We start from the raw sequence: 23,548 nt of genomic DNA, 5'->3' as shown, positions 1-23,548 counted from the left end.
GTGTACACCGCCTTTTTGTTTACTTTACAGGTTTGTCTGGAGTCCCATCGGTTTGTTCTGCTTCAAGTGTTGACGTCAACTGCTCTAGAAACTTCAATACAGCCTTTTGTTCTTCTTGTGAAAATGAATCGAGGAATTGGTAAAAAGCCAGCTCCTTTTTTTTATGCAGTTTCTCATGTAAGTCGAAAATCCGTCTGCCTTTACGGGTTAATTTAAAATAAACTTCTTTTTTGTTATCTGTCAGCTGATAGCTGTTAATGAATTCTTCCTTGATCAGTTTTGTGCTGATTTTCGTTACATTCGCTTTCGATAAGTTCATTTTTCTGGCAATTCCGGCATTATTAATGGGTTCATGCTGGCCGATGCAGTCAATGACGTGAATGCTTGTCATATTTTTGGGAATTTCAGCCACATCCTCTTCTGCGGCCTCCTTAAAAAATTGCTGAAGTGAAGTGTTCGCTTTTTGTTCATTAAGGTGCAGCAGTCTCACGTATATGTCGTATATCATCTGTTTTGTCAAATCAGACATAGGCTACCTTCTTTCTTAGGAATAATAGTTTACGATGAAACAATAAAACAAATCGTTTACTGGTGAACAATTTTATTTTATCTTTTCTTGTTTTCGTTGTCAATTGTTGGTGTTTAGACTATTTGTTGATATGTCATGCTGAATATGCGTGTAAAAAGTGTGTGGAAAATGTGATGTTTACATTTATTTTCAAATATTTGGGCACAGATCATATTGACGTTTGGAAGGAAAAGGGATAAAATGACTAATGTTTACTAGTAAACATTTATCATGATATGGGTATTGAAAATGATTATTAAAATCTTAAAAAACATTTGGAAACTTTAAGTGATGCCTGCCATTCGTCTTGTTCAGTTGTTCTAGCTATTCCATCTTGTATTTGAGGGTGATGACTTAAAGCGGGATAAGTTTTAGGGGTGAATGAGATGACCGGAATGGTAACGGAAAGAAGGTCTGTGCATTTTATTGCTGAGGCATTAACAGAAAACTGCAGAGAAATATTTGAACGGCGCAGGCATGTTTTGGTGGGGATCAGCCCATTTAACAGCAGGTTTTCAGAGGATTATATTTACAGATTAATTGGATGGGCGAAAGCTCAATTTAAAAGCGTTTCAGTTTTACTTGCAGGGCATGAGGCGGCTAATCTTCTAGAAGCGCTTGGAACTCCGAGAGGAAAGGCTGAACGAAAAGTAAGGAAAGAGGTATCACGAAACAGGAGATTTGCAGAAAGAGCCCTTGTGGCTCATGGCGGGGATCCGAAGGCGATTCATACATTTTCTGATTTTATAGATAACAAAGCCTACCAGCTGTTGAGACAAGAAGTTGAACATGCATTTTTTGAGCAGCCTCATTTTCGACATGCTTGTTTGGACATGTCTCGTGAAGCGATAATCGGGCGTGCGCGGGGCGTCAGTTTGATGATGGAAGAAGTCAGTGAGGATATGCTGAATTTGGCTGTGGAATATGTCATAGCTGAGCTGCCGTTTTTTATCGGAGCTCCGGATATTTTAGAGGTGGAAGAGACACTCCTTGCTTATCATCGTCCGTGGAAGCTGGGTGAGAAGATCAGTAACCATGAATTTTCTATTTGTATGCGGCCGAATCAAGGGTATCTCATTGTACAGGAAATGGCGCAGATGCTTTCTGAGAAACGGATCACATCTGAAGGATGATAGGGGGAGTAAAACATGAGCCAATCGATTAAATTGTTTAGTGTGCTTTCTGATCAATTTCAAAACAATCCATATGCTTATTTTTCACAACTGCGGGAGGAAGATCCGGTTCATTATGAAGAGTCGATAGACAGTTATTTTATCAGCCGCTATCATGATGTCCGCTATATCCTTCAGCATCCGGATATCTTCACGACGAAATCACTTGTTGAGCGTGCCGAACCAGTCATGCGAGGCCCTGTGCTGGCCCAAATGCATGGAAAAGAACACTCTGCCAAAAGAAGAATTGTAGTGAGAAGCTTTATCGGTGACGCACTGGATCATCTGTCTCCATTGATTAAACAAAATGCAGAAAACTTGTTAGCGCCTTATCTTGAAAGAGGGAAAAGTGATCTCGTCAATGATTTTGGAAAGACGTTTGCGGTGTGCGTCACGATGGACATGCTCGGGCTGGATAAAAGAGACCATGAAAAAATCTCTGAGTGGCACAGCGGAGTTGCCGATTTTATCACGAGTATCTCTCAATCTCCTGAAGCGCGGGCACATTCGTTATGGTGCAGCGAACAGCTTTCCCAATACTTGATGCCGGTCATTAAAGAACGTCGCGTCAATCCGGGATCAGATTTAATTTCGATCCTATGTACTTCTGAATATGAAGGCATGGCGCTGTCGGACAAGGATATACTCGCACTGATTCTTAATGTGCTGTTAGCCGCAACGGAACCGGCTGATAAGACGCTGGCACTGATGATCTACCATTTGCTCAACAATCCTGAGCAGATGAATGATGTTTTGGCTGACCGTTCGTTAGTTCCGAGAGCCATTGCGGAGACATTGCGTTATAAACCGCCGGTTCAGCTGATTCCGCGGCAGCTGTCCCAAGATACAGTGGTCGGCGGTATGGAAATCAAAAAAGATACGATTGTTTTTTGTATGATCGGTGCGGCTAACCGGGACCCTGAAGCATTTGAACAGCCTGACGTGTTTAATATTCATCGGGAAGATCTTGGTATCAAGAGCGCTTTTAGCGGCGCCGCCCGGCATCTCGCTTTCGGATCCGGCATTCATAACTGTGTAGGAGCAGCTTTTGCCAAAAACGAAATCGAAATTGTAGCTAATATTGTGCTGGATAAGATGCGGAATATCAGATTAGAGGAAGATTTTTGTTATGCTGAGTCCGGTCTGTATACACGCGGACCTGTTTCACTTCTCGTTGCGTTTGACGGGGCATAATAGAATTCCAAAGGTCTCTCCCATGCGGGTGAGACTCTTTTTACATATATTTGATCCACAAGTTGAAAAACGCAGTCACTGTTTTTAAATCATCAATTGAAAATTCATTGAAAAGCTGTTTATATTGCTCCTTTGCTTTCTCATGAAGCTGTTCATGTAATGCCGCCAATTTTCTGCCGCTATCAGTTAGCGTATAAAAAATTTCTTTTTTGTTGCCAGGCTTTTTTGTCACTGTAATGATATTGTGTTTCAACAAAGCATGAACCGCTTTTGAAACAGCGGCTTTTGAGATGTGTAAACGGGATGCTAAGAAGCTGTTGTTCACATTTTGGCTGGTATGTATGCAGGAAACAATGTGAAGCTGGGTCAAAGTCCAGTCTTTTTTGAGGTGATCGTGATGTTGTGAGGATATGCCAATGGATGGTATCTGCACCTTTTGCCAGACGCGTTTATCCCTTTTTAATGCGAATTGTTGTATAGCTTGAAATAATTCATCATGAATGCTGTTGTCCATCAATTTGCCTCTCTGATTTAATTGTTAACTGGTTAACTATCCTTAGTTTACTGGGTAATAGTGGAATTTTCAAGAGACAGACGTTTTTTTGTTCTTTATGCACAAAAATGAACTCATAAGCTTCCCTGTTCAGACGCAAAATACATGAAAAGGGAGGTGCTTTGATGAGGAAATACACGGTTATTGCTTCTATATTACTGTCTTTTCTTTCCGTTTTGTCTGGCGGCCATCATGAATCGAAAGCTTTTCCTGTTGTACAGCAGGAACTATTTCAAACGCCTCATTACATACCCTTGCTTGAAAATCCTCCTCAAATTGATGTGAAAGCTGAAATGAGAAGCAATCTAATGATTGAGGCTCAAGTTCGCGATAATTCGTATCAAGCATTTTCCGCCTTTCTTTTTTATAAACAAAGTAATGAGCTGGGCTACAAAATGGTGCCGATGGACCCGACCCCCGGAGCGGTCCGCAAGTTTTTGGCACAAATTCCGAAACGTTTGATTTGGAACAGCGAGCTTGAGTATTACATTGTGATGTCGAATGGGAAGCAGCGGGTTGAGTCGGAGACGAAGAAACTGAAGCTTGAAGGATACCAGGCTGACCTTGCCCATATTCCGGAGCTTCTGATCACAGAGCTGGCGGTTGATACGAAGAATATAGGACGCGCAGACGGTTATGAATTTATTGAGATTTTTAATACGACTGACAGAACGATTGATTTTAAAGACTACCATATCCGTTACCGCTACCCAAAAGAAGGGCCTGACTCCGATCTGATTTGGAGACCTGATGAAAGGATCTTGATACCATCCGGCGAAACGTTTGTCGTCTGGCTGAAGCCTGCCGGGCATCCAGAATTGACGTCAGCGGATTTCAATCGTTATTATCAGACACAACTAAAAGAAGGAAAAAATCTTGCGGTGATAGACGAGACAGAGGGTATGGCCAATACGAGGCCGCGGGCCGTTGTGATATCAACGAATACAGGAAAGGACATTTCGGTTGCGCATTATCGGAAACATGCGCTGCGCCGGCTGTCATCAGTGCTTTATAAGTATCCACTGAACGGAACAGCAGAACTTCTGAACATTTCAATCGGGGAAAAGAATCCGTCTCCCGGAACCGTATTACAGGCACAGGTGCCCGACCAGAAACGGAAAATCAAGCTCGATAAAGAAAAGCCGGTCATTGAGGATTTGACTGACCGCAAGCCTGTCCGCCCTGCTGAAAGCATTGAGCTGCGGGCTGACATACGGGACCGAAGCCTAGTGAAAACAGTGGCCTTTTACTACCGGACGGATGAGAACAAACCGTTTAAGCGAATTCTTGCTGAAAAAGACCGCAACGATAATCTCTTCCATTATATTGTGTATTCGCCTGAATTGATCGGGAAGGATCAGCTAGAGTATTATGTGGCGGCCGGGGACGGGATCAATGAAGCGAGAACGCCGGTCAAAATGATTGATATTAAACAAACAAGCAAGGCGCACGGTCTGCGGATGAATATTGAAAACAGAGACACGCTGTCGGGAACTCAATTTCTCAAAGCCACGACAGAAGGGCGAGCTGACAGCATTAAGCTATGGATTGACGGGAAAAAACAAGTGACAGAGCCCGCGATGGAAAAAGAAGTATATTTTGCATTCGATACGAGGAAAACGAACCTTTATTTTAAAAACGCGGTAACGATGGAAGGCAAAGTGCTGAAGGTGTTCGATGATACAACAAATAAATACCGCACCTATTCTGTTCCATTGCCAGAGACACTGCTTCGGAAAGGGAAGCAGCTGCAGCGTATTACGATACGTTCAGGTTCGAAGGTGTCTCCGTTTGATACGGCTGAAAACCGTGATGACTTCTTAGTCAAAAACGCCCGATTGGTGTTATCGGATGGAACGGTGATCAGAGATCAGAGGGTGTCTCCTGAGAAGGAACTCTTTATTGGCGATAATCAGCGCTCGAATAAAAGCTGGCAATTTCAGTTCAATCTGCCTGACGGACTATTTACATCACAGCTGCTGGAGTGGGATACATCAAAGCTTTCTGAAGGCGCTCACCATATTCAAGCAAGCGACGGGAAGGAAAATGTCAGCCTGGTTGTACGGGTAGATAATTCAGGACCTCACATTGAGCCGAATATCACCGAGGGGCAAACGTATAAAGGAAACCTTATCCTGCAGGCGGATATGTATGATAAATGGAGCAGAATTGAGGAAGCGGAGGCGTCGTTAGATGGAGAAAGCATTACACTCCCATATCATACGTCATCTTCTGACCTTTTGCCGGGAAAACATTCTCTAAAAGTGACAGCAACGGATCTCGCGGGCAATAAAACAGTGATTGAGAGGATATTTAAAACCGAACGAGAGCATCCGGACCAGCCGGAGGTTATAGACAGCGAAGCCGACACGCATAAGGCCAAGCTTTCTGTACGGGTGAAAGATCCGACGAATGATGCCATGGATGTTGGTTTTTATAGGGGATTTCAATATACAGCGCGCAATCATGTGAAAATATTTAAGCACGCGTCACTGACTGAACCGCCGAAAAGCTTTGTGCCGGAAAGGGAGACCCCATTTACGAATAAAGAATTGGAGCGGGTATCAGCTGCTGATGGAAAAACAGTATCGACAGAAAACAAAGAGCTTTTCCCTTATCATCGCTTTGAAGTGACGGTTGATCCATCAATTGATGAGAATGATCTGGCAGAATCAGTCTGGAAGGGCAGTTCTTTGCCGGGGAGAAAGGTGACGATGTATGCTTGGAATTATCGGACAAACGAATGGCAGCCTGTTGACAGCTTCGTCGCGAAGGATGACAAACCGTTTACGCTGAAAGCGTCTGTGATTGCCGCCGATTTTGTACGGGAGTCGAAAATGAATGTGATTGTACAGGATGAAATTCCTCCTGCGAAGGATATGTACACATTTGTCTGGATGTCTGATACACAGTATTACGCCGAAAGCTATCCGCATATTTTTGATAAACAGACCGAATGGATAAAAGATAATCAAAAGCAGCTCAATATCAAATATGTGTTCCACACGGGTGATATTGTAGATGATTCCGCCGATATCAGACAGTGGAAAAACGCTGATCGGTCAATGTCCGTTCTGGATAAGAGCGGAATTCCTTACGGCGTGCTGGCCGGCAATCACGATGTCGGACATAAGGACGGCTCCTACAGGGCGTTTGGCAAATATTTTGGCAGCGATCGTTTTGATAAAAAATTTCATTATGGCGGTTCCTATAAAAATAACCGCGGACATTATGACCTGATTTCTAGCAACGGCAATGATTATATCATGCTGTACATGGGATGGGGCATTACGGATGAAGACATCGCGTGGATGAATCAGGTGCTGAAGAAGCATCCTGACCGGATGGCCATTTTAGCTTTTCATGAGTATTTGCTGGTCAGCGGAAACAGAAGCCCAATCGGAGAGAAAATATTCAAAGAAATCGTAAAGCCGAACCCGAATGTCGTGATGGTGTTGAGCGGGCATTATCATAGTGCGATGAGAAAAACAGATGAGCTGGATGATGATGGTGATGGGAAACCGGATCGTCTTGTGCATCAAATGCTGGCCGATTATCAGGGCGGGCCAGAAGGCGGCCAAGGGTATTTGCGTTTGCTTCAATTTGACCAAGCCAATGACATGGTGCACGTATCGACGTACTCTCCGTATGTAAAGGATAAGAACTACTATGATACGGATACCTATGGCAACAAGGATGAATTTTCCCTTTCGCTTGATTTGAAGCCAAGAATCAAAAAGGTGGAAACCGATTATTTTGAATGTAACGTATATACCAATGAAGAGCTCGGAAAACGGGAGCAAGTGAAGAGCGGGGACACAGCTGAATTCCGCTGGGATCATCTTGAACCGCAGTCTGTTTATTATTGGTACATTATAGTGGAAGACAGTTTTAACGGCAAAACGAAATCACCGATCTGGAAGTTCAAGACGAAAAAAGAAACATATCGTCCGGCACCAGACCAGTTTGATTTTCGCCATGTCTCCAATCCTTAAAAAGGGTTGGAGGCTTTTTTTATGAAAGACGATCCATATAGTGGACAAATGTATAACGGTCGCCTCTGTATACGGATTTTGCATGCTCAAAAGCAGTTCCGTTCTGCAGATATGTTGTTCGTTTAATTAATAGGACCGGCGCTCCCTTTTGAATACCAAGAATGTTCGCTTCTTCAGTGGTGGCAGCGCTTGGCTCAAGCTCCTGTTTTGCACGGGAAATCGGTATGCTGTTGTACCTTTCAATATGATCATAGATCGACGACTGAAAATGCGATTCGTTTAATTCACCCGCAAGCTCAAACGGAATATGTGAGGACTCAATCGCCATCGGAATATCATTTGCCAGCCGCACCCGAGTGATTTTATGGATAGAGGAGGGGTGCCCGCAGCCTAATATAGCCGCGAGTTCCTCAGTCGAATCAATAAGCTGATAATCAATGAGCCTGCTGCCCGGTGTCATCCCGCGGCTTTTCATATCCTCGGTAAAGCTTGTCAGCCCTTGAAGTGCTTGTTCCATTTTTGGCTTGCTGACAAAGGTGCCCCGCCCCTTCAGGCGATAGAGCAAGCCTTCATTAACTAAATTAGAAAGCGCCTGGCGAACTGTCATCCGGCTGATCCCGAATTGTTCGGCATATTCGCGCTCAGAAGGAAGAGGCATATCCGGCTGCAGTTCTCCGCTCTTAATTTGGGTTTTTAATTGCTCCATAATCTGATAATAAATCGGAATAGGCGATTGTTTATTGATATTCATAAGTCAGCATGTTCCTTTCAAGGTCTTAATGACGCGGCTTCACGATCAATCAAAACCGTGACATCGGAATGCAGGTGCAAAGCAGATGCGGGAAAATCTTCGCTGATGTTTCCTTCTAACAGCTTACGAACAGCTTCCGCTTTGCTTTTTCCAGAAATAAGCAGCAGAATGCGCTTGCTTGAGAGTATCGTTTGAATTCCCATTGTCAATGCTTTTTTTGGCACGCTGTCTATGGAGGGAAAATATCTGGCATTTGCCTGGCGAGTTTGTTCATTTAAAGTCACAACATGAGTTCGCGACTTGAAAGACGTTCCCGGTTCGTTAAAGCCGATGTGTCCGTTTCGGCCGATGCCGAGAAGCTGAATGTCAGTGCCGCCGAGGGACTCGACTAGCTGTTCATACCGTCTGCATTCGTCCTCCAAATCGTCTGCATTTCCATTCGGAATAAAATGCCGGCTAGGCTTGCTGTCGATATGCTGAAATAAACGGTCATTCATATAGAAGTGATAGCTGTTCGGGTCATTGCTTGAAAGTCTGGCGTACTCATCCAAATTAACTGTAGTGACGTTTTGAAATGAGAGATTCTCAGTTTGGTGCAGGCGGATCAGCTCGCGATACGTGCCTTCCGGTGTGCCGCCCGTCGCTAACCCGAGAACGGCATCAGGTTTTTCTTTGATTGTATCTGCCGTTATTCTGGCTGCTTTTTGGCTTAGCTCTTCATACGTTTGACATTCCATTACTTTCATATCTGGTCAGCCTCCTTGGATATAAATGCAATGTTTCCGCGGCAAATGGTGAGAATCACCTCGCAATCACTGCTGACAATCACCAAATCTGCATCTTTTCCCACAGTCACACTGCCTTTTCGGTCAAAGATGCCCAGCTGTTTGGCCGCGTTTGCAGAAGTTATATTAGCTATATCCGTCCAAGAGCAATTTGTAAACTCACGCATATGCCGTGCGCCTTCGTTCATTTTGAGGATCGAACCGGCAAGGGTTCCGTCTGAAAGAAGAGCTGTTCGTCCTCTTACCGTCACACTTTGGCCGCCGAACTCATATACGCCGTCTTTCAGGCCTTTTGCCCTCATGGAATCGGTAATTAAAATGAGCTTGCTGCTGCCTTTCGCCAAAAAAGCAAGCTTTGCAGCTAAAGGGTGGGAGTGAATGCCATCGGCGATAAGCTCTGTCACAAACCCATCATGGGCCAGCGCCGTTCCGATCACTCCGGGCTCTCGGTGATGAAACGGGCTCATCGCGTTGTACAGATGGGTCATATGGCTCGCCCCTGCTTTTGCGGCATCCGACAGCAATGCGGAATCGGCATCCGTGTGCCCCATGGATGCGATAATCGATTCGTCTTTCAAATGGCGGATCAGTTCAAAATGCTGATCCTCCTCCGGCGCAAGTGTAACAATTTTGATCAGTCCGCCCGCCTCCTGCTGCCACTTTTTGAAAAGCGCAACATCCGAAGGCCTAATCCACTCCTTTGGCTGCGCTCCGGCTCTTTTAGGCGAAACAAAGGGGCCCTCTAAATGAATGCCGAGCAGTTCTGCACCTAATAAAGAGGACTCTTCAGCCGCTTTCCACTCTCTTGCGTTCACCAAAGCTTGAGAAATGTTCCCATGCTCTTGGGTAATCGTTGTGGCTAAAAAGCTCGTCGTGCCTTCTTCGGGCAGTCTTGACGACATGATGTCGAGCGTGGAAAAGCTAGCATCCATCGTATCTGCGCCATAGCCGCCGTGGATATGAATGTCAATCATGCCGGGAAGCAAAACGGAATCCGCAGGTGCTTGAATCTCTTTTGAATATGACTCCTTGGGCCGTTCTGTTGAGACTGTGCTGATTTTTCCGTCATTGATTCCGACATAGCCGTTTTTGATTACTTCATTTTCTGTCACGATCGCAATGTCTTTGATAAGAAGACTCTCTGCCATAGATGATCCGCCTTTCTGGAATTTGAATACCTTTATTTTACTCTTTTTCAGACTAGTGATCTAGACCAGCTGAGGTGTTTTCCCGCCTTTTATAAAATCTGTTTTAGGTTCAAGCCTGAAAGTGATAAAATGAAAGTATTGTGAGCAAGCTCGGGGCAGCCCGGAACAGGAGGAACATATCGTGGCAAAGGTTCGCACAAAAGACGTAATGGAACAGTTCAATTTGGAATTAATCAGCGGAGAAGAAGGAATTAACCGCCCGATTACAATGAGTGACCTATCAAGACCAGGCATTGAAATTGCCGGATATTTTACATATTACCCGAGAGAGCGCGTGCAGCTTCTCGGAAAAACAGAGCTTTCTTTCTTTGAACAGCTTCCTGAAGAGGAGAAAAAACAGCGAATGGATTCTCTGTGCACTGATGTAACACCAGCTATTATTCTTTCTAGAGATATGCCCATCCCGCAGGAGCTGATTGACGCCTCCGAGAAAAATGGGGTGCCTGTCCTCAGATCGCCGCTGAAAACGACAAGACTGTCAAGCCGTTTAACCAACTTCCTTGAGAGCAGGCTGGCGCCTACCACAGCAATTCATGGCGTTCTTGTCGATATATATGGTGTCGGCGTGCTGATCACAGGAAAGAGCGGCGTCGGAAAAAGCGAAACAGCGCTGGAGCTTGTGAAAAGAGGGCATCGCCTTGTTGCCGATGATTGCGTTGAAATACGGCAGGAGGATCAGGATACTCTTGTGGGAAACGCTCCGGAATTAATTGAGCACCTTCTTGAGATCAGGGGCCTTGGCATTATCAATGTGATGACGCTATTTGGCGCTGGCGCGGTCAGAAGCAATAAACGAATCACGATTGTCATGAATCTTGAACTCTGGGAGCAGGGCAAGCAATACGACCGGCTCGGACTTGAGGAAGAGACCATGAAAATCATTGATACAGAAATTACAAAACTGACGATTCCCGTCCGCCCAGGCCGAAATCTTGCAGTCATCATCGAAGTGGCAGCAATGAACTTCAGATTGAAGCGGATGGGGCTGAATGCCGCTGAACAATTTACCAACAAGCTGGCGGACGTCATTGAAGACGGTGAACAAGAAGAATAGGAGTTGGCGTTAAATGAATGAAGCGATAGAACCACTCAATCCGATAGCATTTCAGCTGGGGCCGTTAGCCGTCCATTGGTACGGAATCATTATCGGTCTCGGTGCTTTGCTCGGGCTGTGGATTGCGATGAGGGAAAGTGAAAAACGGGGGCTGCAGAAAGATACGTTTATTGATCTTGTCCTGTTTGCCATTCCAATTGCGATTATTTGCGCACGAATTTATTACGTTGCCTTTGAATGGGACTATTATGCGGCACATCCGGGAGAAATCATTAAGATTTGGAAGGGCGGCATTGCCATTCATGGCGGATTAATCGGCGCCATTTTAACGGGTTATGTGTTTTCGAGAGTGAAAAACCTTTCGTTCTGGAAGCTTGCGGATATTGCCGCGCCCAGCATTTTGCTCGGCCAGGCGATCGGCCGCTGGGGGAACTTCATGAATCAGGAAGCGCACGGCGAGGCTGTCAGCAGAGCCTTTTTAGAAAACCTGCACTTGCCTGAATTTATCATCAATCAAATGTACATCAATGGGCAATATTATCATCCTACTTTTTTATATGAATCACTATGGAGTTTTGTCGGCGTCATTGTTTTACTGTTCCTGCGCAGAGCGAATTTGCGTAGAGGCGAGATGTTCTTGATCTATATCATTTGGTATTCAATCGGAAGATACTTTATTGAAGGAATGCGGACTGACAGCTTAATGCTGACTGATTCACTTCGCATCGCTCAGGTGATTTCAATCGTATTGATTGTTTTGGCTGTGGCAGCCATCATCTTCAGACGCGTCAAGGGATATTCGAAGGAGCGGTACGCGGAGTAGACGTCAACAAAGGGGGATGAGGGATGAAGAAGATCTTTCTGGCCGGTCTTGCGGCAGGTCTTCAAACAACATGGACACTCGGTAAAGTGATTTTCCCGGTAACGCTATTGGTCACTTTGCTTCAGCATACCCCTGTCATGGATTGGCTTGTACGGCTGATCACACCGGTAATGGGTCTCTTCGGGCTTTCTGGTGAAGCGGCCATTCCGCTTGTACTGGGAAATATGCTGAATCTGTATGCGGGAATTGCCGGGATTTTAACATTGGATTTATCTGTGAAAGAAGTCTTTATTTTAGCTGTTATGCTTTCTTTCTGTCATAACTTGATTATCGAATCGACAGTTGCCGCAAAGGTTGGTATCAGAATTGGCGTCATATTGGCCGTGCGCATCGGTTTGGCCGCTGTGTCAGCCATCGTCATCAACCTCATTTGGCATGGCGGAAAGGAAACGGCGCAGTACGGTTTTATCGCTGCGAAGAGCGCCGCGCCAGACAGCTGGCTAGGAATGTTGGCAGAAGCATTAACGAAAGCCGGACTTGGTGTTTTGCAGCTGGCGGCAATTGTCATACCGCTGATGATCATCATCCAGTTTTTAAGAGATTTAGGCTGGCTGCATCGGTTCTCCAGGTGGCTGTCTCCGTTTACGCAGCTGCTTGGCATGAATAAAAATACGTCTATGACAATGGTGGCGGGACTGACAATTGGTCTGGCCTACGGAGCGGGTGTCATGATCAAAGCTGTCGAGGATGACGGCGTGAGCAAGCGGGACATGACATTGGCATTTATATTTCTCGTTGCCTGCCACGCGGTCGTGGAAGATACACTTGTCTTTATTCCGCTTGGCATACCGGTCTGGCCGCTTCTTTTGATTCGTGTCACCACAGCAGTTCTGCTGACAATGGCTATTGCGCACACGTGGAAAAAATGGAAACCCTCAGCGGTTGGAAAGGAAGCAATATGAGTGACAAACAAGTAACGACGATTCTGTTTGATTTAGACGGAACGCTTATTAATACGAATGAATTAATTATCGCGTCCTTTTTGCATACACTGGAGCATTATTATCCGAGCAAGTATAAACGAGAAGATGTCCTTGCATTTATCGGGCCGTCTCTTTTTGATACGTTCTCTTCGATGGACCCTGATAAATGTGAGGATATGATCGCTATGTACAGAGCGTACAATCATGACATGCATGATTCACTCGTGACTGAATATGAAACGGTATATGAGACCCTGGATGCATTAAAAAAAGCCGGCTTTACATTAGGAATTGTGACAACAAAATTAAGAGATACTGTCAATATGGGCCTCAAGCTCACGGGAATCGGCGAATTCTTTGAAACAGTTGTCACCCTTGATGATGTGACGAATGCAAAGCCTGATCCCGAGCCTGTGCTGTTAGCGCTGAAACAGTTAGGAAGCAAGTCCGAGGAAGCCATTATGGTCGGAGATAATTACCACGATGTGCTGGCAGGCAAAAACGCCGGTACAAAAACGGCAGGAGTCGCATGGACGATTAAAGGGCCGGAAATGCTGGCGAAGCATGAGCCGGATTTTATGCTTGAGAAAATGAGTGATCTATTACAAATCGTTGGAGTGAAGTAATCTGTGAGAAAAACAGATCGTCATCCGGTCTCGGGGGCCAACTCACTGTGGCATGTCTATCAAACGGTACCTTTTTTAAAGGTCGTCAAAAATTTCATTGTCATTCAAATTGCGAGATATACGCCGTTTATAGGGATGAAAAACTGGCTGTACCGTACATTTCTGCGGATGAAGGTTGGAAAACAGACATCCTTTGCCCTCATGGTGATGCCAGATATCATGTTTCCGGAAAAGATCTTAGTCGGAACAAATACAATCATCGGGTACAATACGACCATTCTGGCCCATGAGTATTTGATTCACGAATACCGGATCGGCACAGTTCTGATCGGAGACGAAGTGATGATTGGTGCCAACACGACCATTCTGCCCGGGGTGAAAATAGGAGATGGCGCAGTTGTGTCCGCCGGAACGCTTGTCCATAAGGATGTGCCTGACGGGGCATTTGTCGGCGGAAATCCGATGAGGATCATCTATACGAAGGAAGAAATGCAAGAAAGATTGAAAAAGTCCGCTGAATAACATCAGCGGACTTTTTTTGTTAAAATTGAGTGTTGTTGTTTTCGTAAATATGCTGAACACCAATCCATTTTTGACCGACATTAGAGTAGCGTGTATTTGTCATTCTGACCGTGCTTGTTTTGCTGTCCGTCCGGAATATCGCTTCCTTCATGTTTGTGATGGTGCACTTATCGATGATCACATCAACGTGGAAGGTTGAACCGCCAAGCTGTCTTATGAACTTTCCGCCATTGTCTGCCGTGAAGTTTTTCACTGTGAATGTACTGGCTTTATTGATTTGGAATATCTTATCTGACGCTTTTTGAGCAGAACCGCCGTCGATCGTCACTTTTCCTTCCTTCTTCACCGTTAACGCATCCTCACCAACATCTTCCCATTTCACATTCTGAATGTTAACGTTTCCATAAGTGTGTACGCCATCAGCGGCAGGGGCGCCAAGCACCACATTTTTCAGGGTTGCACCATCCTCCACACGAAAAACAGGGTCTTGGTTTTCTGACTGGCTTCCGTCGCCTAATTCTTTCCCTGCCACAAACCGCTGTCCTTTCCCGTCATATGTTGTATTTTTTGGTACGATAATTGTTTCGTGCACCACTTTGTCTGCTGCAAAAGCGGTTGATGATTGAAACTGGCTGAACCCCATAACCAAACCGAACATAAATAGGATAGACACGAATTTTTTCAATGATAAATCCTCCCCGGATATCTTTCATTTTTTGCAAGAGAAGCGTCAGCGACTTGCACCGGCTTCTCTCACATAGATCGGGGCAAGGCTGAATCTGCTTTAATCATAAAAACAGACAGCCTGAAAGTAAAGACAATTTTGGATGATAAATGGAAAATGAATCGATCTTACCGATTGAAACAAAAAGCATGAATATTGTCGTATTTGCTCAGGATAGAGCATAGTGCGGCTTTCAGGTGTTTACTTTTGAATAACCACGGCCTGGCTGCCCATTTGTTTCCACGCTTTTTCAAAGCTTGTTCTATCGGTTTTTCTGTTTTTATAGCCATACGGATCATTGAGATACACATATTTATCATCATATCCCGTAACGGCGACGCTGTGTTCGCTGTACGTAATCTCTATCGTTCCGTTTGGCGTTTTCCATGTCTGCATGTTGTCAACTGGCGTAAAGTTGGCTGTCGTAATAACCCAAACTGGATTGCCTTTTTCAAGCTGTTCATAAACAGCAGAAATGCTTTTTCCAGTCAGGTCAAACACTTTGTCTCCTGCATAGGTTTTCGCCAGCTGATAGATCGGTCGATGGTAGACACCGAGACCAGGGCCATTCGCCATATCCCCGACAAATCCGTCATTCGGATCACCCTTTAATCCGCTGCTGTATGTCAAAGGCACTGTGGCAACCTGATTTGCCAGGGTGTTTTTTGTCACGTCGTATCCCGCGTAATTCAGCACCATTGCAAGGCTTGTTACTTCACAGCCGTTATAGAGCCGGGGTGCGTCCATTTGATTGTAAAGGATGACATCCAGCGGTTTTGCGCTTCCCTTCAGCTCCTTTTTGCTATTCGCAGCTGAGTCTGTATCGCTATCAGAAACCACTTTTTTAAGGCTGTTCAAAAAAGGAATATCTATATCTTTTGCATCTATTTTAAGTCCGAAAAAAATAACGCCTGAAAGAATCATCAGGACACATAGAGTTCGCAGTGTTTTCATCTTTATCTCCTTGTTCTCTATTTGATTTGTATTATAGCATGCCAAACATAAAGAATTTGAGATATTACGTACCTTTAATACATTATTCATGATTTTTTCATAATGAGGAGAAGGATATTTGAACTAAAAATATCCTTACTGAAGTTAAGCGTTGATTTTCATTCTTTCATCTGCTAACATATTATCATATTAGCGAACTAAAGGATTCGGAATTTTCCTTCATAAGATAACAGCGGAGGTGCTCGGGTTGATGTTTATGTTTGAAAAACCGCACGGCATGAGAGATACACTGCCCGGTTTATACGAAACGAAAAAAAAGGTGAGACGATCGTTAACCGATTTGATTGATAAATGGGGATATCAATTTATGGAAACGCCGACACTGGAGTTTTACGATACCGTTGGCGTCCAGTCAGCAATTGAAGAGCAGCAGCTGTTTAAGCTACTTGATCAGGACGGCAAGACATTGGTGCTTCGCCCGGATATGACGGGGCCGATTGCAAGGGTAGCGGCATCGAAGCTTCTGAAACACGGTCATCCGCTAAGAGTCGGCTATGCGGCAAATGTATTCAGGGCTCAGGAGCGTGAAGGCGGACGTCCGGCTGAGTTCGAGCAGGTCGGAGTGGAGTTAATCGGTGACGGCACGACGAGCGCGGATGCGGAGGTCATTGCTTTAGTCGTCGGGGCATTAAAAAACGCTGGGCTGGCATCCTTTAAAATTGCCATCGGCCATGCCGGCATTGCGGATGCTTTGTTTGTTGAGGTGCTCGGAAACGTTGAACGAGCTGATGTGCTGCGGAGGTTCTTATATGAAAAGAACTACGTCGGCTACAGAGAGCATGTCAAGTCTCTCCCGCTTTCCTCCATTGATAAAAGCAGACTGCTTGAGCTCCTCGAATTGCGGGGCGGCATAGAAGTATGCGGACGTGCCGAGGAAATCGTCGATTCTGCGCAAGGAAAAAGCGTGGTTGATGAGCTGAAGGCGCTGTGGGGCATTCTTGAGGATTACGGATGTACGGAAAATGTCCGCCTGGATCTGAATATGGTCAGCCACATGAGCTATTACACAGGGATTTTATTTGAAGTGTTCGCCGAGAATGTCGGTTTTGTCATTGGAAGCGGCGGCCGTTACAACAAGCTGCTGGGCCATTTTGATTCACCTGCACCGGCAACAGGCTTCGGGCTTCGGATCGACCGGCTGATTGAAGCCCTTCATATGAAAGAAGAACCTTGTGATATAGACGCTGTTATTTTCAGCAAAGAGCAGCGGGCGCAAGCCATCGCTTATGCGAATGAAGAACGCATGAAAGGGAACAAAGTGGTTCTTCAAGATTTATCGGGAATAGAAAATATCGACCAGATGACAAAATCTTTTGTAAACGTCACTTATTTTATCGGTGCCAGAAAGGAAGAGCAAAATGGGTAAGTTACTCACAATGGCGATGCCAAAGGGCCGGATATTTGAAGAAGCGGCAGGGCTGCTGAGGCAGGCAGGCTACAGGCTCCCTGAGGAGTTTGAAGATTCGAGAAAACTGATCATCGATGTGCCGGAGGAAAATCTTCGTTTCATATTAGCGAAGCCGATGGACGTAACTACGTATGTGGAGCATGGCGTGGCAGACGTCGGAATTGCGGGCAAGGATGTCATGCTGGAGGAGGAACGCGACGTGTATGAGGTACTGGATTTAAAAATCAGCAAATGCCACTTAGCTGTCGCCGGACTTCCGAATACAGACTGGAGCGGAGTAGCGCCAAGAATCGCGACAAAGTATCCGAATGTGGCTTCCAGTTATTTCAGAGAGCAGGGAGAACAAGTCGAGATTATTAAGCTCAACGGTTCAATTGAACTGGCTCCGCTCATTGGGCTTGCAGATCGGATAGTGGACATTGTTTCCACAGGACAGACGCTGAAAGAAAATGGGCTTGTTGAAACGGAGCACATTTGTGACATTACCTCTCGCTTTATTGTCAACCCGGTAAGCTATCGCATGAAAGACGATGTGATTGACGAAATGGCATCCCGCCTATCTCTCGTTGTGGAAGGAGAGACGGCAAAATGAAGATCAAAACCATCAGCGGAGCGGAACGGCTTTCTCTCAAGCGTTCCATCGATGCCGGAACGGAAGAGCAAAGAAAGACGGTCCGGTCCATTATAGAAGATGTTAAAGCAAACGGTGATCAGGCGGTTCGCAGCTACACGGCGAAATTTGACGGCATCGAAATAGACAGTCCGCTGGTCACAAAAGAAGAATTTGAGGAGGCATACACCTCACTGGATTCACGTCTTCTTCAGGTGATTAGGCAGGCAATCGAAAATATTAGGGAATATCACGAAAGACAGCTGCAATCCTCCTGGTTTTATCACAGAAAGGACGGCACAATGCTGGGGCAGAAAGTGACGGCGCTGGATTCCGCCGGTGTATATGTGCCGGGGGGAACGGCCGCATATCCTTCATCTGTTTTGATGAATGTGATTCCGGCGCTCGTAGCGGGCGTTGAAAGAATCGTTCTCGTCACGCCTCCGGGAAAAGACGGTCTGCTGTCTCCTGGAGTTTTGGTTGCAGCAGCCGAGCTGGGCATAAAAGATGTTTACAAAATGGGCGGCGCTCAGGCGATTGCGGCGTTAGCATACGGAACAGAAACCATTGAGCCGGTGGATAAAATCACGGGTCCGGGCAACATTTATGTCGCGCTTGCCAAACGAGAAGTGTTCGGCGATGTTGATATCGATATGATTGCCGGACCGAGTGAAATCGTCGTGCTGGCTGATGAAACAGCGATTCCGAGCGAAATTGCAGCCGATCTGCTGTCACAGGCGGAACACGATAAGCTCAGCTCATGTGTGTTTGTCACAGATTCCATGGCGCTGGCCGAGGCGGTTTCAGCCGAGGTGAGTAAGCAGCTGAAAACCTTGCCGCGAAGAGAAATAGCGGAAGCTTCAGTGAGAGATTACGGTTGTATATATGTGGCGGAAACAATGGTGGAAGCGATTAATACTGTCAATACACTCGCGCCAGAGCATTTAGAAATCATAACACAGTCTCCGGAAGCTTTGCTTGGCAGTATCAAACATGCGGGTGCAATTTTCTTAGGCAGATACAGCCCTGAGCCTGTCGGTGATTATTTTGCCGGACCGAACCATGTGCTTCCGACAAACGGAACAGCCAGATTTTCAAGTCCATTAAACGTAACTGATTTTCAAAAGAAATCGAGCATTATTTCTTACAGTCAATCAGCCTTTGAAGAACATGCCGAAAGCATCGCGGCTTTTGCCAGACTGGAAGGGTTAGAAGCCCATGCCAGATCAATTGATGCGAGAGAACGGAGGATTTCTAAATGAGAAAAGCGGAACGCGTCAGGAAAACAAACGAAACAGATATTGAACTGGCATTTACAATAGACGGCGGGGGACAAGCGGATATCAAAACAGATGTGCCGTTTATGACACATATGTTGGATTTATTCACGAAACACGGCCAATTCGATCTTTCCATTAACGCAAAAGGCGATGTTGATATAGATGATCACCACACGACTGAAGATATCGGCATCTGCTTAGGGCAGGCGCTGCTCAAAGCGTTGGGCGATAAAAAAGGAATCAAACGCTACGGATCGGCGTTTGTGCCGATGGATGAGGCACTTGCTCAAGTTGTGATTGATTTAAGCAACCGGCCGCACTTAGAAATGCGCGCTGATTTCCCGGCTGCTAAAGTCGGAACTTTCGATACGGAGCTTGTACATGAATTTTTGTGGAAGCTGGCGCTCGAAGCTCGAATGAACCTGCACGTCATCGTTCATTATGGCACAAATACCCACCACATGATTGAAGCCGTTTTTAAAGCACTGGGACGTGCGCTTGATGAAGCGACAACGATCGATCCGCGAGTTAAAGGAATACCGTCAACGAAAGGGATGCTGTAAATGATCGGCGTGATAGATTACGGAATGGGGAATTTATACAGTGTCTCAAAGGCGCTTGAACGTGTCGGCGTGCCGTATTTTGTTTCTGAAAAGCCGGAGGAGCTGAAAGAAGCTGATGCCTTCATTTTGCCGGGAGTCGGTTCATTTGGAGACGCGATGGACAATTTGCGCTACACGAAGCTTGATCAATTGATTTACGATATGGTCTCAGAGGGAAGGCTGCTTCTCGGGATCTGCCTCGGCATGCAGCTTTTATTTGAAGAAAGCGAAGAAAACGGCACCGCTTCAGGACTCGGGCTGTTAAAAGGAAAAGCAGTCAGGCTGAAAGCAGAAGATGAAAAAGGAAACAAGCTGAAGGTTCCGCATATGGGCTGGAATCGTCTTTCCTTTCATAATGAATCTCCGCTGCTGACTAAAACAGAACAGGGCTACGCTTATTTCGTTCATTCCTATTACATTGACGGGATGGAGGAGAACGCGCTTCTGGCAAGCGCCGATTATGGTGTACGAGTGCCTGCTGTAGTCGGAAAAAGAAACGTCTTCGGCGCCCAATTTCATCCGGAAAAAAGCAGCACGGTCGGAATGTCTATTTTAACTCAATTTACGAAAATGGCAGCAGAACAGAAGGTGAAAAAATGAGTGCTTTTACATTATATCCGGCAATTGATATGAGAAACGGCAAATGTGTCCGCCTTGTTCAAGGGGATTACAATAAGGAAACGATATATGGCGATTCACCGTACGACATGGCTGAGTTATTTGCGAAAGAGGGTGCCGAATGGATCCATCTCGTTGATCTCGACGGGGCCAAAGAAGGGAAAAGAGTGAATGACCGCCATGTGATTGAGATTACGCAAAAGCTGAACCTGAAAGTCGAAATCGGTGGCGGGATCCGTTCCGAAAATGATGTCTATGAATATTTATCAGCAGGAGTCGATCGGGTGATCCTGGGAAGCTCAGCAGTTTCTAACCCTCCGTTTGTCAAAAAAATGCTGAAACAATATGGCGAGAAAATTGCAATCGGACTGGATGCGAGAAACGGTTTTGTTTCAACAGAGGGATGGCTGGAAACATCAACCCTTAAGGCAACTGAACTGGGCAAAGAGCTAGCCAATGAAGGTGCGGAAGTCTTTATTTTTACTGACATCGCGACAGACGGAATGCTGTCAGGCCCCAATGTTAAAAGCACGGTCGAGCTTGCTAAGGAAACGGGGAAATCGGTGATCGCTTCCGGCGGAGTCAGCTCCGTCGCGGATCTCGAAGCTCTCGCCCGCTATGAGGCGGACGGCGTCTCTGGAGCGATCATCGGAAAAGCGCTGTATACCAATCAGTTTACGCTGTGTGAGGCGCTTGAAAGGGTGAAGCGCAAATGATCACAAAACGGATTATTCCATGCCTTGATGTCAAAGAAGGACGCGTTGTCAAAGGAATTCAATTTCTCGAATTGAAGGATGCCGGTGACCCAGTTGAACTGGCGGAAGTGTACGACCGGGAAGGCGCGGATGAACTCGTTTTTCTTGATATTTCTGCCTCGCATGAAGGACGCAAAACGATGGTTGACGTTGTGGAGCAGGTTGCCGCGAAGCTTGCCATTCCGTTTACAGTCGGCGGCGGCATCAATCAGCTCAGTGATATGAAAACGATACTGCGTGCCGGAGCGGACAAAGTGTCGGTGAACACGGCAGCTGTTCTCCGCCCTGAGCTGATTGCAGAAGGAGCCGAGTTTTTCGGTTCGCAATGCATCGTTCTTGCCATTGATGCCAAGTATGACAAAGAATCTGACACATATAAGGTCTATACGCACGGCGGCAGAAAGAAAACAGATTGGGAGGTCACCGCGTGGGCAAAAGAAGGCGTCAAACGCGGGGCAGGAGAAATATTGCTGACAAGCATGGACTCTGACGGTGAGAAAAAAGGCTTCGACCACACGCTGACAAAGCTTGTTTCCGAAGCTGTCCCCGTCCCTGTTATCGCCTCGGGAGGCGCGGGAAACGCACAGCATATGCTTGAGGCTTTTACAAAAGGAGAAGCCGACGCCGCGCTGGCCGCCTCAATTTTTCATTATAAAGAAACATCGATTAAAGAAGTGAAATCATACTTGAAAGAGTACGGGGTGAATGTGAGATGAAACAGGCAGATGAACTGCGTTTTAACGAGGACGGATTAATTCCTGCTATCGTGCAGGATGCGGCAAGCAAAGAAGTGCTGACACTTGCGTATATGAACAAGGAATCGTACGAAAAAACGCTGGAAACGAAGGAAACATGGTTTTACAGCCGCTCACGCCAAGCGCTATGGCATAAAGGAGAAACCTCAGGGAACACGCAAGCCGTCAAAGGTATCCGGTATGACTGCGATCAAGACGCGCTGCTCGTACTCGTAGAACCGTCAGGCCCGGCATGCCACACTGGCAGCTACAGCTGTTTTACAAAGGAACAAACAGAAGAACAGGCCGCGGACCGATTCGGCATCATGAACGAACTGGAGCGGGTGATCGCGGAACGCCAAGCGGAAATGCCTGAAGGAGCTTACACTACGTACCTCTTCCGTGAAGGCGTCGATAAGATTTTGAAAAAAGTAGGAGAAGAAGCATCCGAAGTCATCATCGCCGCGAAAAACCGGGATCATGAGGAACTCAAATGGGAAGCGGCAGACCTGCTGTATCACCTGCTTGTCCTGCTCAGAGAACAATCCCTGCCGCTGGATGATGTGCTTGACGTATTGAAAAAACGCCATTCTGAGATTGAAGAGTAAAGAGCCGTATGATACGGCTCTTTTTGTTTTGTGAAAAAGGTAATAGGTATTTAGATTTATATTAGGTGTTATATATGATTAGTTAATAAAAGGAGATCAAAACCGAGTCCGATTTCCTATTTATCCAAATTCAGCCATGATGTAACATGAAAAAGGATAAAATAATCATTTCTTAAGCAGGTCAATAGAATTATTTTAGTATGAAAATAGAATTCTATTCTCACAAAAACCGTGGAGGTTCGTAATGAAAAAGATCATCTTTATTTGCTTCAGCTTATTACTTGCCCTGACAGGAGGATGCAGTATGAATGACAATGATAAAAACAGCACAAATGACAATAAAACAGAAGCGGTAAAGCCAAAAGACATGGATCCCAAAGACCTGCCTCAAGTACCTGCGTTTCAGGACGAGAAAACGAGAGAGTACATGGTGTCAACAAAAGAAGAGGAACCAGGATATTATTTGCTGGAATCTAAGCTGAAAGGGTTTAGGATGTTGTTTCCGGAGGATGGAAAGTATTCAAGTTATTTGTCTAGCCATGATGAAAATGAAGAAATCATAGCATTTGATAGCTATAAAAAAACAAAAAATAAAATGCTAAATGCACAAATAGAGTATTATCAAGGAGTAACTTTTATTAACAATCCTGAGACAATGTTAGACCAAATTAGTAGTGAAAATGGCTATAATGGTAATTTTGAAAAACTAGAGAGCGAAGGTAAAGATATTTATATTGCTCACAAGAAAAATAATTTTGAAAATGATAAAAATAAATATAATTTTTCGTACAGATACTTCGGTTATATTAAATCTACTGAGAAAGACCAAATAGGTATTGTGTTTTCGTTTATGTTTAGATGCCCAAATAATGATAAGCCTTGTACGTTAGATAAAGATAACTTAGGAGATCAGGTTAAAAAGCTCGTAAAATCCATCACCTTTTTAAATAAGGAGGGGTAA

General features: G+C 45.4%; 24 protein-coding genes. 17 read left to right on the top strand and 7 right to left on the bottom strand.

The genetic code is table 11. From position 1 onward, the window contains the following. Window positions 1-19: 19 nt before the first annotated feature. Window positions 20-529: a pulcherriminic acid biosynthesis transcriptional regulator PchR gene (pchR, locus tag bslm_RS17200; protein WP_003228073.1), complete on the bottom strand. Its 510-nt coding sequence runs from the start codon at window positions 527-529 to the stop codon at window positions 20-22. A gap of 425 nt (window positions 530-954) precedes the next feature. Between pchR and pchC the strand changes: the two genes are divergently transcribed. Further along, entirely contained in the window at window positions 955-1,701 is a 747-nt protein-coding gene (gene pchC, locus bslm_RS17195) for a cyclo(L-leucyl-L-leucyl) synthase (RefSeq protein WP_003242712.1), read from the top strand. Window positions 1,702-1,716: 15 nt separating this feature from the next. Beyond that, window positions 1,717-2,934, top strand: a complete 1,218-nt coding sequence (cypX, locus tag bslm_RS17190) for a pulcherriminic acid synthase (RefSeq protein WP_003244436.1) — start codon at window positions 1,717-1,719, stop codon at window positions 2,932-2,934. A gap of 40 nt (window positions 2,935-2,974) precedes the next feature. Here cypX and bslm_RS17185 read toward each other — a convergent pair whose 3' ends face one another. After that, window positions 2,975-3,448: a MarR family transcriptional regulator gene (locus bslm_RS17185; RefSeq protein WP_003228083.1), complete on the bottom strand. Its 474-nt coding sequence runs from the start codon at window positions 3,446-3,448 to the stop codon at window positions 2,975-2,977. Between the two features lie 164 nt (window positions 3,449-3,612). Here bslm_RS17185 and bslm_RS17180 point away from each other — a divergent pair, with 164 nt between their 5' ends. Continuing rightward, window positions 3,613-7,482 carry a lamin tail domain-containing metallophosphoesterase family protein gene (locus bslm_RS17180; RefSeq protein ID WP_003228085.1) on the top strand — a complete coding sequence of 1,290 codons (3,870 nt, stop codon included), beginning with the start codon at window positions 3,613-3,615 and terminating at the stop codon, window positions 7,480-7,482. A gap of 19 nt (window positions 7,483-7,501) precedes the next feature. On the opposite strand, the gene nagR is transcribed toward bslm_RS17180, so the two are convergent. From nagR to nagA, 3 genes are read right to left on the bottom strand one after another with little or no spacing between them, the layout of a single operon-like run. After that, window positions 7,502-8,233, bottom strand: coding sequence for an N-acetylglucosamine utilization transcriptional regulator NagR (nagR, locus tag bslm_RS17175; protein ID WP_014478108.1), 732 nt, complete (start codon window positions 8,231-8,233; stop codon window positions 7,502-7,504). A 17-nt stretch (window positions 8,234-8,250) separates the two neighbouring features. Beyond that, complete coding sequence (gene nagB / locus bslm_RS17170; RefSeq protein WP_029318335.1) at window positions 8,251-8,979, bottom strand: glucosamine-6-phosphate deaminase; 729 nt, start codon at window positions 8,977-8,979, stop codon at window positions 8,251-8,253. Continuing rightward, entirely contained in the window at window positions 8,976-10,166 is a 1,191-nt protein-coding gene (nagA, locus tag bslm_RS17165; RefSeq protein ID WP_014481023.1) for an N-acetylglucosamine-6-phosphate deacetylase, read from the bottom strand. Before nagA ends, nagB begins: the two co-directional genes overlap by 4 nt. Window positions 10,167-10,347: 181 nt before the next feature. Between nagA and hprK the strand changes: the two genes are divergently transcribed. Genes hprK through hprF form a run of 5 tightly spaced genes read left to right on the top strand, consistent with a single transcriptional unit; the run spans window position 10,348 to window position 14,234 of the window. Further along, a complete protein-coding gene (hprK, locus tag bslm_RS17160; RefSeq protein WP_003228097.1) occupies window positions 10,348-11,280 on the top strand; it encodes an HPr(Ser) kinase/phosphatase in 933 nt (310 codons plus the stop codon). Window positions 11,281-11,293: 13 nt separating this feature from the next. After that, window positions 11,294-12,103: a prolipoprotein diacylglyceryl transferase gene (lgt, locus tag bslm_RS17155; protein ID WP_014478105.1), complete on the top strand. Its 810-nt coding sequence runs from the start codon at window positions 11,294-11,296 to the stop codon at window positions 12,101-12,103. 23 nt (window positions 12,104-12,126) lie between these two features. Beyond that, on the top strand, window positions 12,127-13,065 hold the full coding sequence (locus bslm_RS17150) for a nucleoside recognition domain-containing protein (protein ID WP_041333296.1): 939 nt from the start codon (window positions 12,127-12,129) through the stop codon (window positions 13,063-13,065). Beyond that, window positions 13,062-13,712, top strand: a complete 651-nt coding sequence (gene ppaX / locus bslm_RS17145) for a pyrophosphatase PpaX (RefSeq protein ID WP_015251133.1) — start codon at window positions 13,062-13,064, stop codon at window positions 13,710-13,712. The genes bslm_RS17150 and ppaX overlap by 4 nt, the downstream gene beginning before the upstream one ends. A 3-nt stretch (window positions 13,713-13,715) precedes the next feature. After that, complete coding sequence (gene hprF / locus bslm_RS17140; protein ID WP_046381361.1) at window positions 13,716-14,234, top strand: heptaprenylglyceryl phosphate O-acetyltransferase; 519 nt, start codon at window positions 13,716-13,718, stop codon at window positions 14,232-14,234. A 19-nt stretch (window positions 14,235-14,253) separates the two neighbouring features. On the opposite strand, the gene pelC is transcribed toward hprF, so the two are convergent. Both pelC and bslm_RS17130 read right to left on the bottom strand, forming a co-directional pair. Next, window positions 14,254-14,919: a pectate/pectin lyase PelC gene (pelC, locus tag bslm_RS17135; protein ID WP_015251135.1), complete on the bottom strand. Its 666-nt coding sequence runs from the start codon at window positions 14,917-14,919 to the stop codon at window positions 14,254-14,256. A gap of 240 nt (window positions 14,920-15,159) precedes the next feature. Then, window positions 15,160-15,912: a C39 family peptidase gene (locus bslm_RS17130; RefSeq protein WP_015251136.1), complete on the bottom strand. Its 753-nt coding sequence runs from the start codon at window positions 15,910-15,912 to the stop codon at window positions 15,160-15,162. A gap of 250 nt (window positions 15,913-16,162) precedes the next feature. Here bslm_RS17130 and bslm_RS17125 point away from each other — a divergent pair, with 250 nt between their 5' ends. The 9 genes from bslm_RS17125 to bslm_RS17085 all read left to right on the top strand — a co-directional run bounded on the left by bslm_RS17125 (window position 16,163) and on the right by bslm_RS17085 (window position 23,548). Beyond that, window positions 16,163-17,338, top strand: a complete 1,176-nt coding sequence (locus tag bslm_RS17125) for an ATP phosphoribosyltransferase regulatory subunit (protein WP_003228111.1) — start codon at window positions 16,163-16,165, stop codon at window positions 17,336-17,338. Next, window positions 17,331-17,972, top strand: coding sequence for an ATP phosphoribosyltransferase (gene hisG / locus bslm_RS17120; RefSeq protein WP_015251138.1), 642 nt, complete (start codon window positions 17,331-17,333; stop codon window positions 17,970-17,972). The genes bslm_RS17125 and hisG overlap by 8 nt, the downstream gene beginning before the upstream one ends. Next, the gene (gene hisD / locus bslm_RS17115; protein ID WP_046381360.1) at window positions 17,969-19,252 is read left to right on the top strand and encodes a histidinol dehydrogenase; all 1,284 of its coding nucleotides are present in this window, start codon (window positions 17,969-17,971) and stop codon (window positions 19,250-19,252) included. The genes hisG and hisD overlap by 4 nt, the downstream gene beginning before the upstream one ends. Continuing rightward, window positions 19,249-19,833, top strand: coding sequence for an imidazoleglycerol-phosphate dehydratase HisB (hisB, locus tag bslm_RS17110; RefSeq protein WP_015714780.1), 585 nt, complete (start codon window positions 19,249-19,251; stop codon window positions 19,831-19,833). The genes hisD and hisB overlap by 4 nt, the downstream gene beginning before the upstream one ends. Further along, a complete protein-coding gene (gene hisH, locus bslm_RS17105; RefSeq protein ID WP_046381359.1) occupies window positions 19,834-20,472 on the top strand; it encodes an imidazole glycerol phosphate synthase subunit HisH in 639 nt (212 codons plus the stop codon). It begins immediately after the preceding gene. Next, window positions 20,469-21,206: a 1-(5-phosphoribosyl)-5-[(5-phosphoribosylamino)methylideneamino]imidazole-4-carboxamide isomerase gene (gene hisA / locus bslm_RS17100; RefSeq protein WP_017695280.1), complete on the top strand. Its 738-nt coding sequence runs from the start codon at window positions 20,469-20,471 to the stop codon at window positions 21,204-21,206. Before hisH ends, hisA begins: the two co-directional genes overlap by 4 nt. Then, entirely contained in the window at window positions 21,203-21,961 is a 759-nt protein-coding gene (gene hisF, locus bslm_RS17095) for an imidazole glycerol phosphate synthase subunit HisF (protein WP_015384749.1), read from the top strand. The genes hisA and hisF overlap by 4 nt, the downstream gene beginning before the upstream one ends. Next, the gene (gene hisIE / locus bslm_RS17090) at window positions 21,958-22,587 is read left to right on the top strand and encodes a bifunctional phosphoribosyl-AMP cyclohydrolase/phosphoribosyl-ATP diphosphatase HisIE (protein WP_003243045.1); all 630 of its coding nucleotides are present in this window, start codon (window positions 21,958-21,960) and stop codon (window positions 22,585-22,587) included. The genes hisF and hisIE overlap by 4 nt, the downstream gene beginning before the upstream one ends. Before the next feature lie 244 nt (window positions 22,588-22,831). Continuing rightward, entirely contained in the window at window positions 22,832-23,548 is a 717-nt protein-coding gene (locus bslm_RS17085; RefSeq protein ID WP_032722597.1) for a hypothetical protein, read from the top strand.

It is taken from the genome of Bacillus sp. LM 4-2, assembly GCF_000978495.1.
GTDB lineage: Bacteria > Bacillota > Bacilli > Bacillales > Bacillaceae > Bacillus > Bacillus subtilis.
The sequence above is the reverse complement of the archived record's forward strand: the minus strand, read 5'-3'. Positions and strand labels throughout refer to the sequence as shown.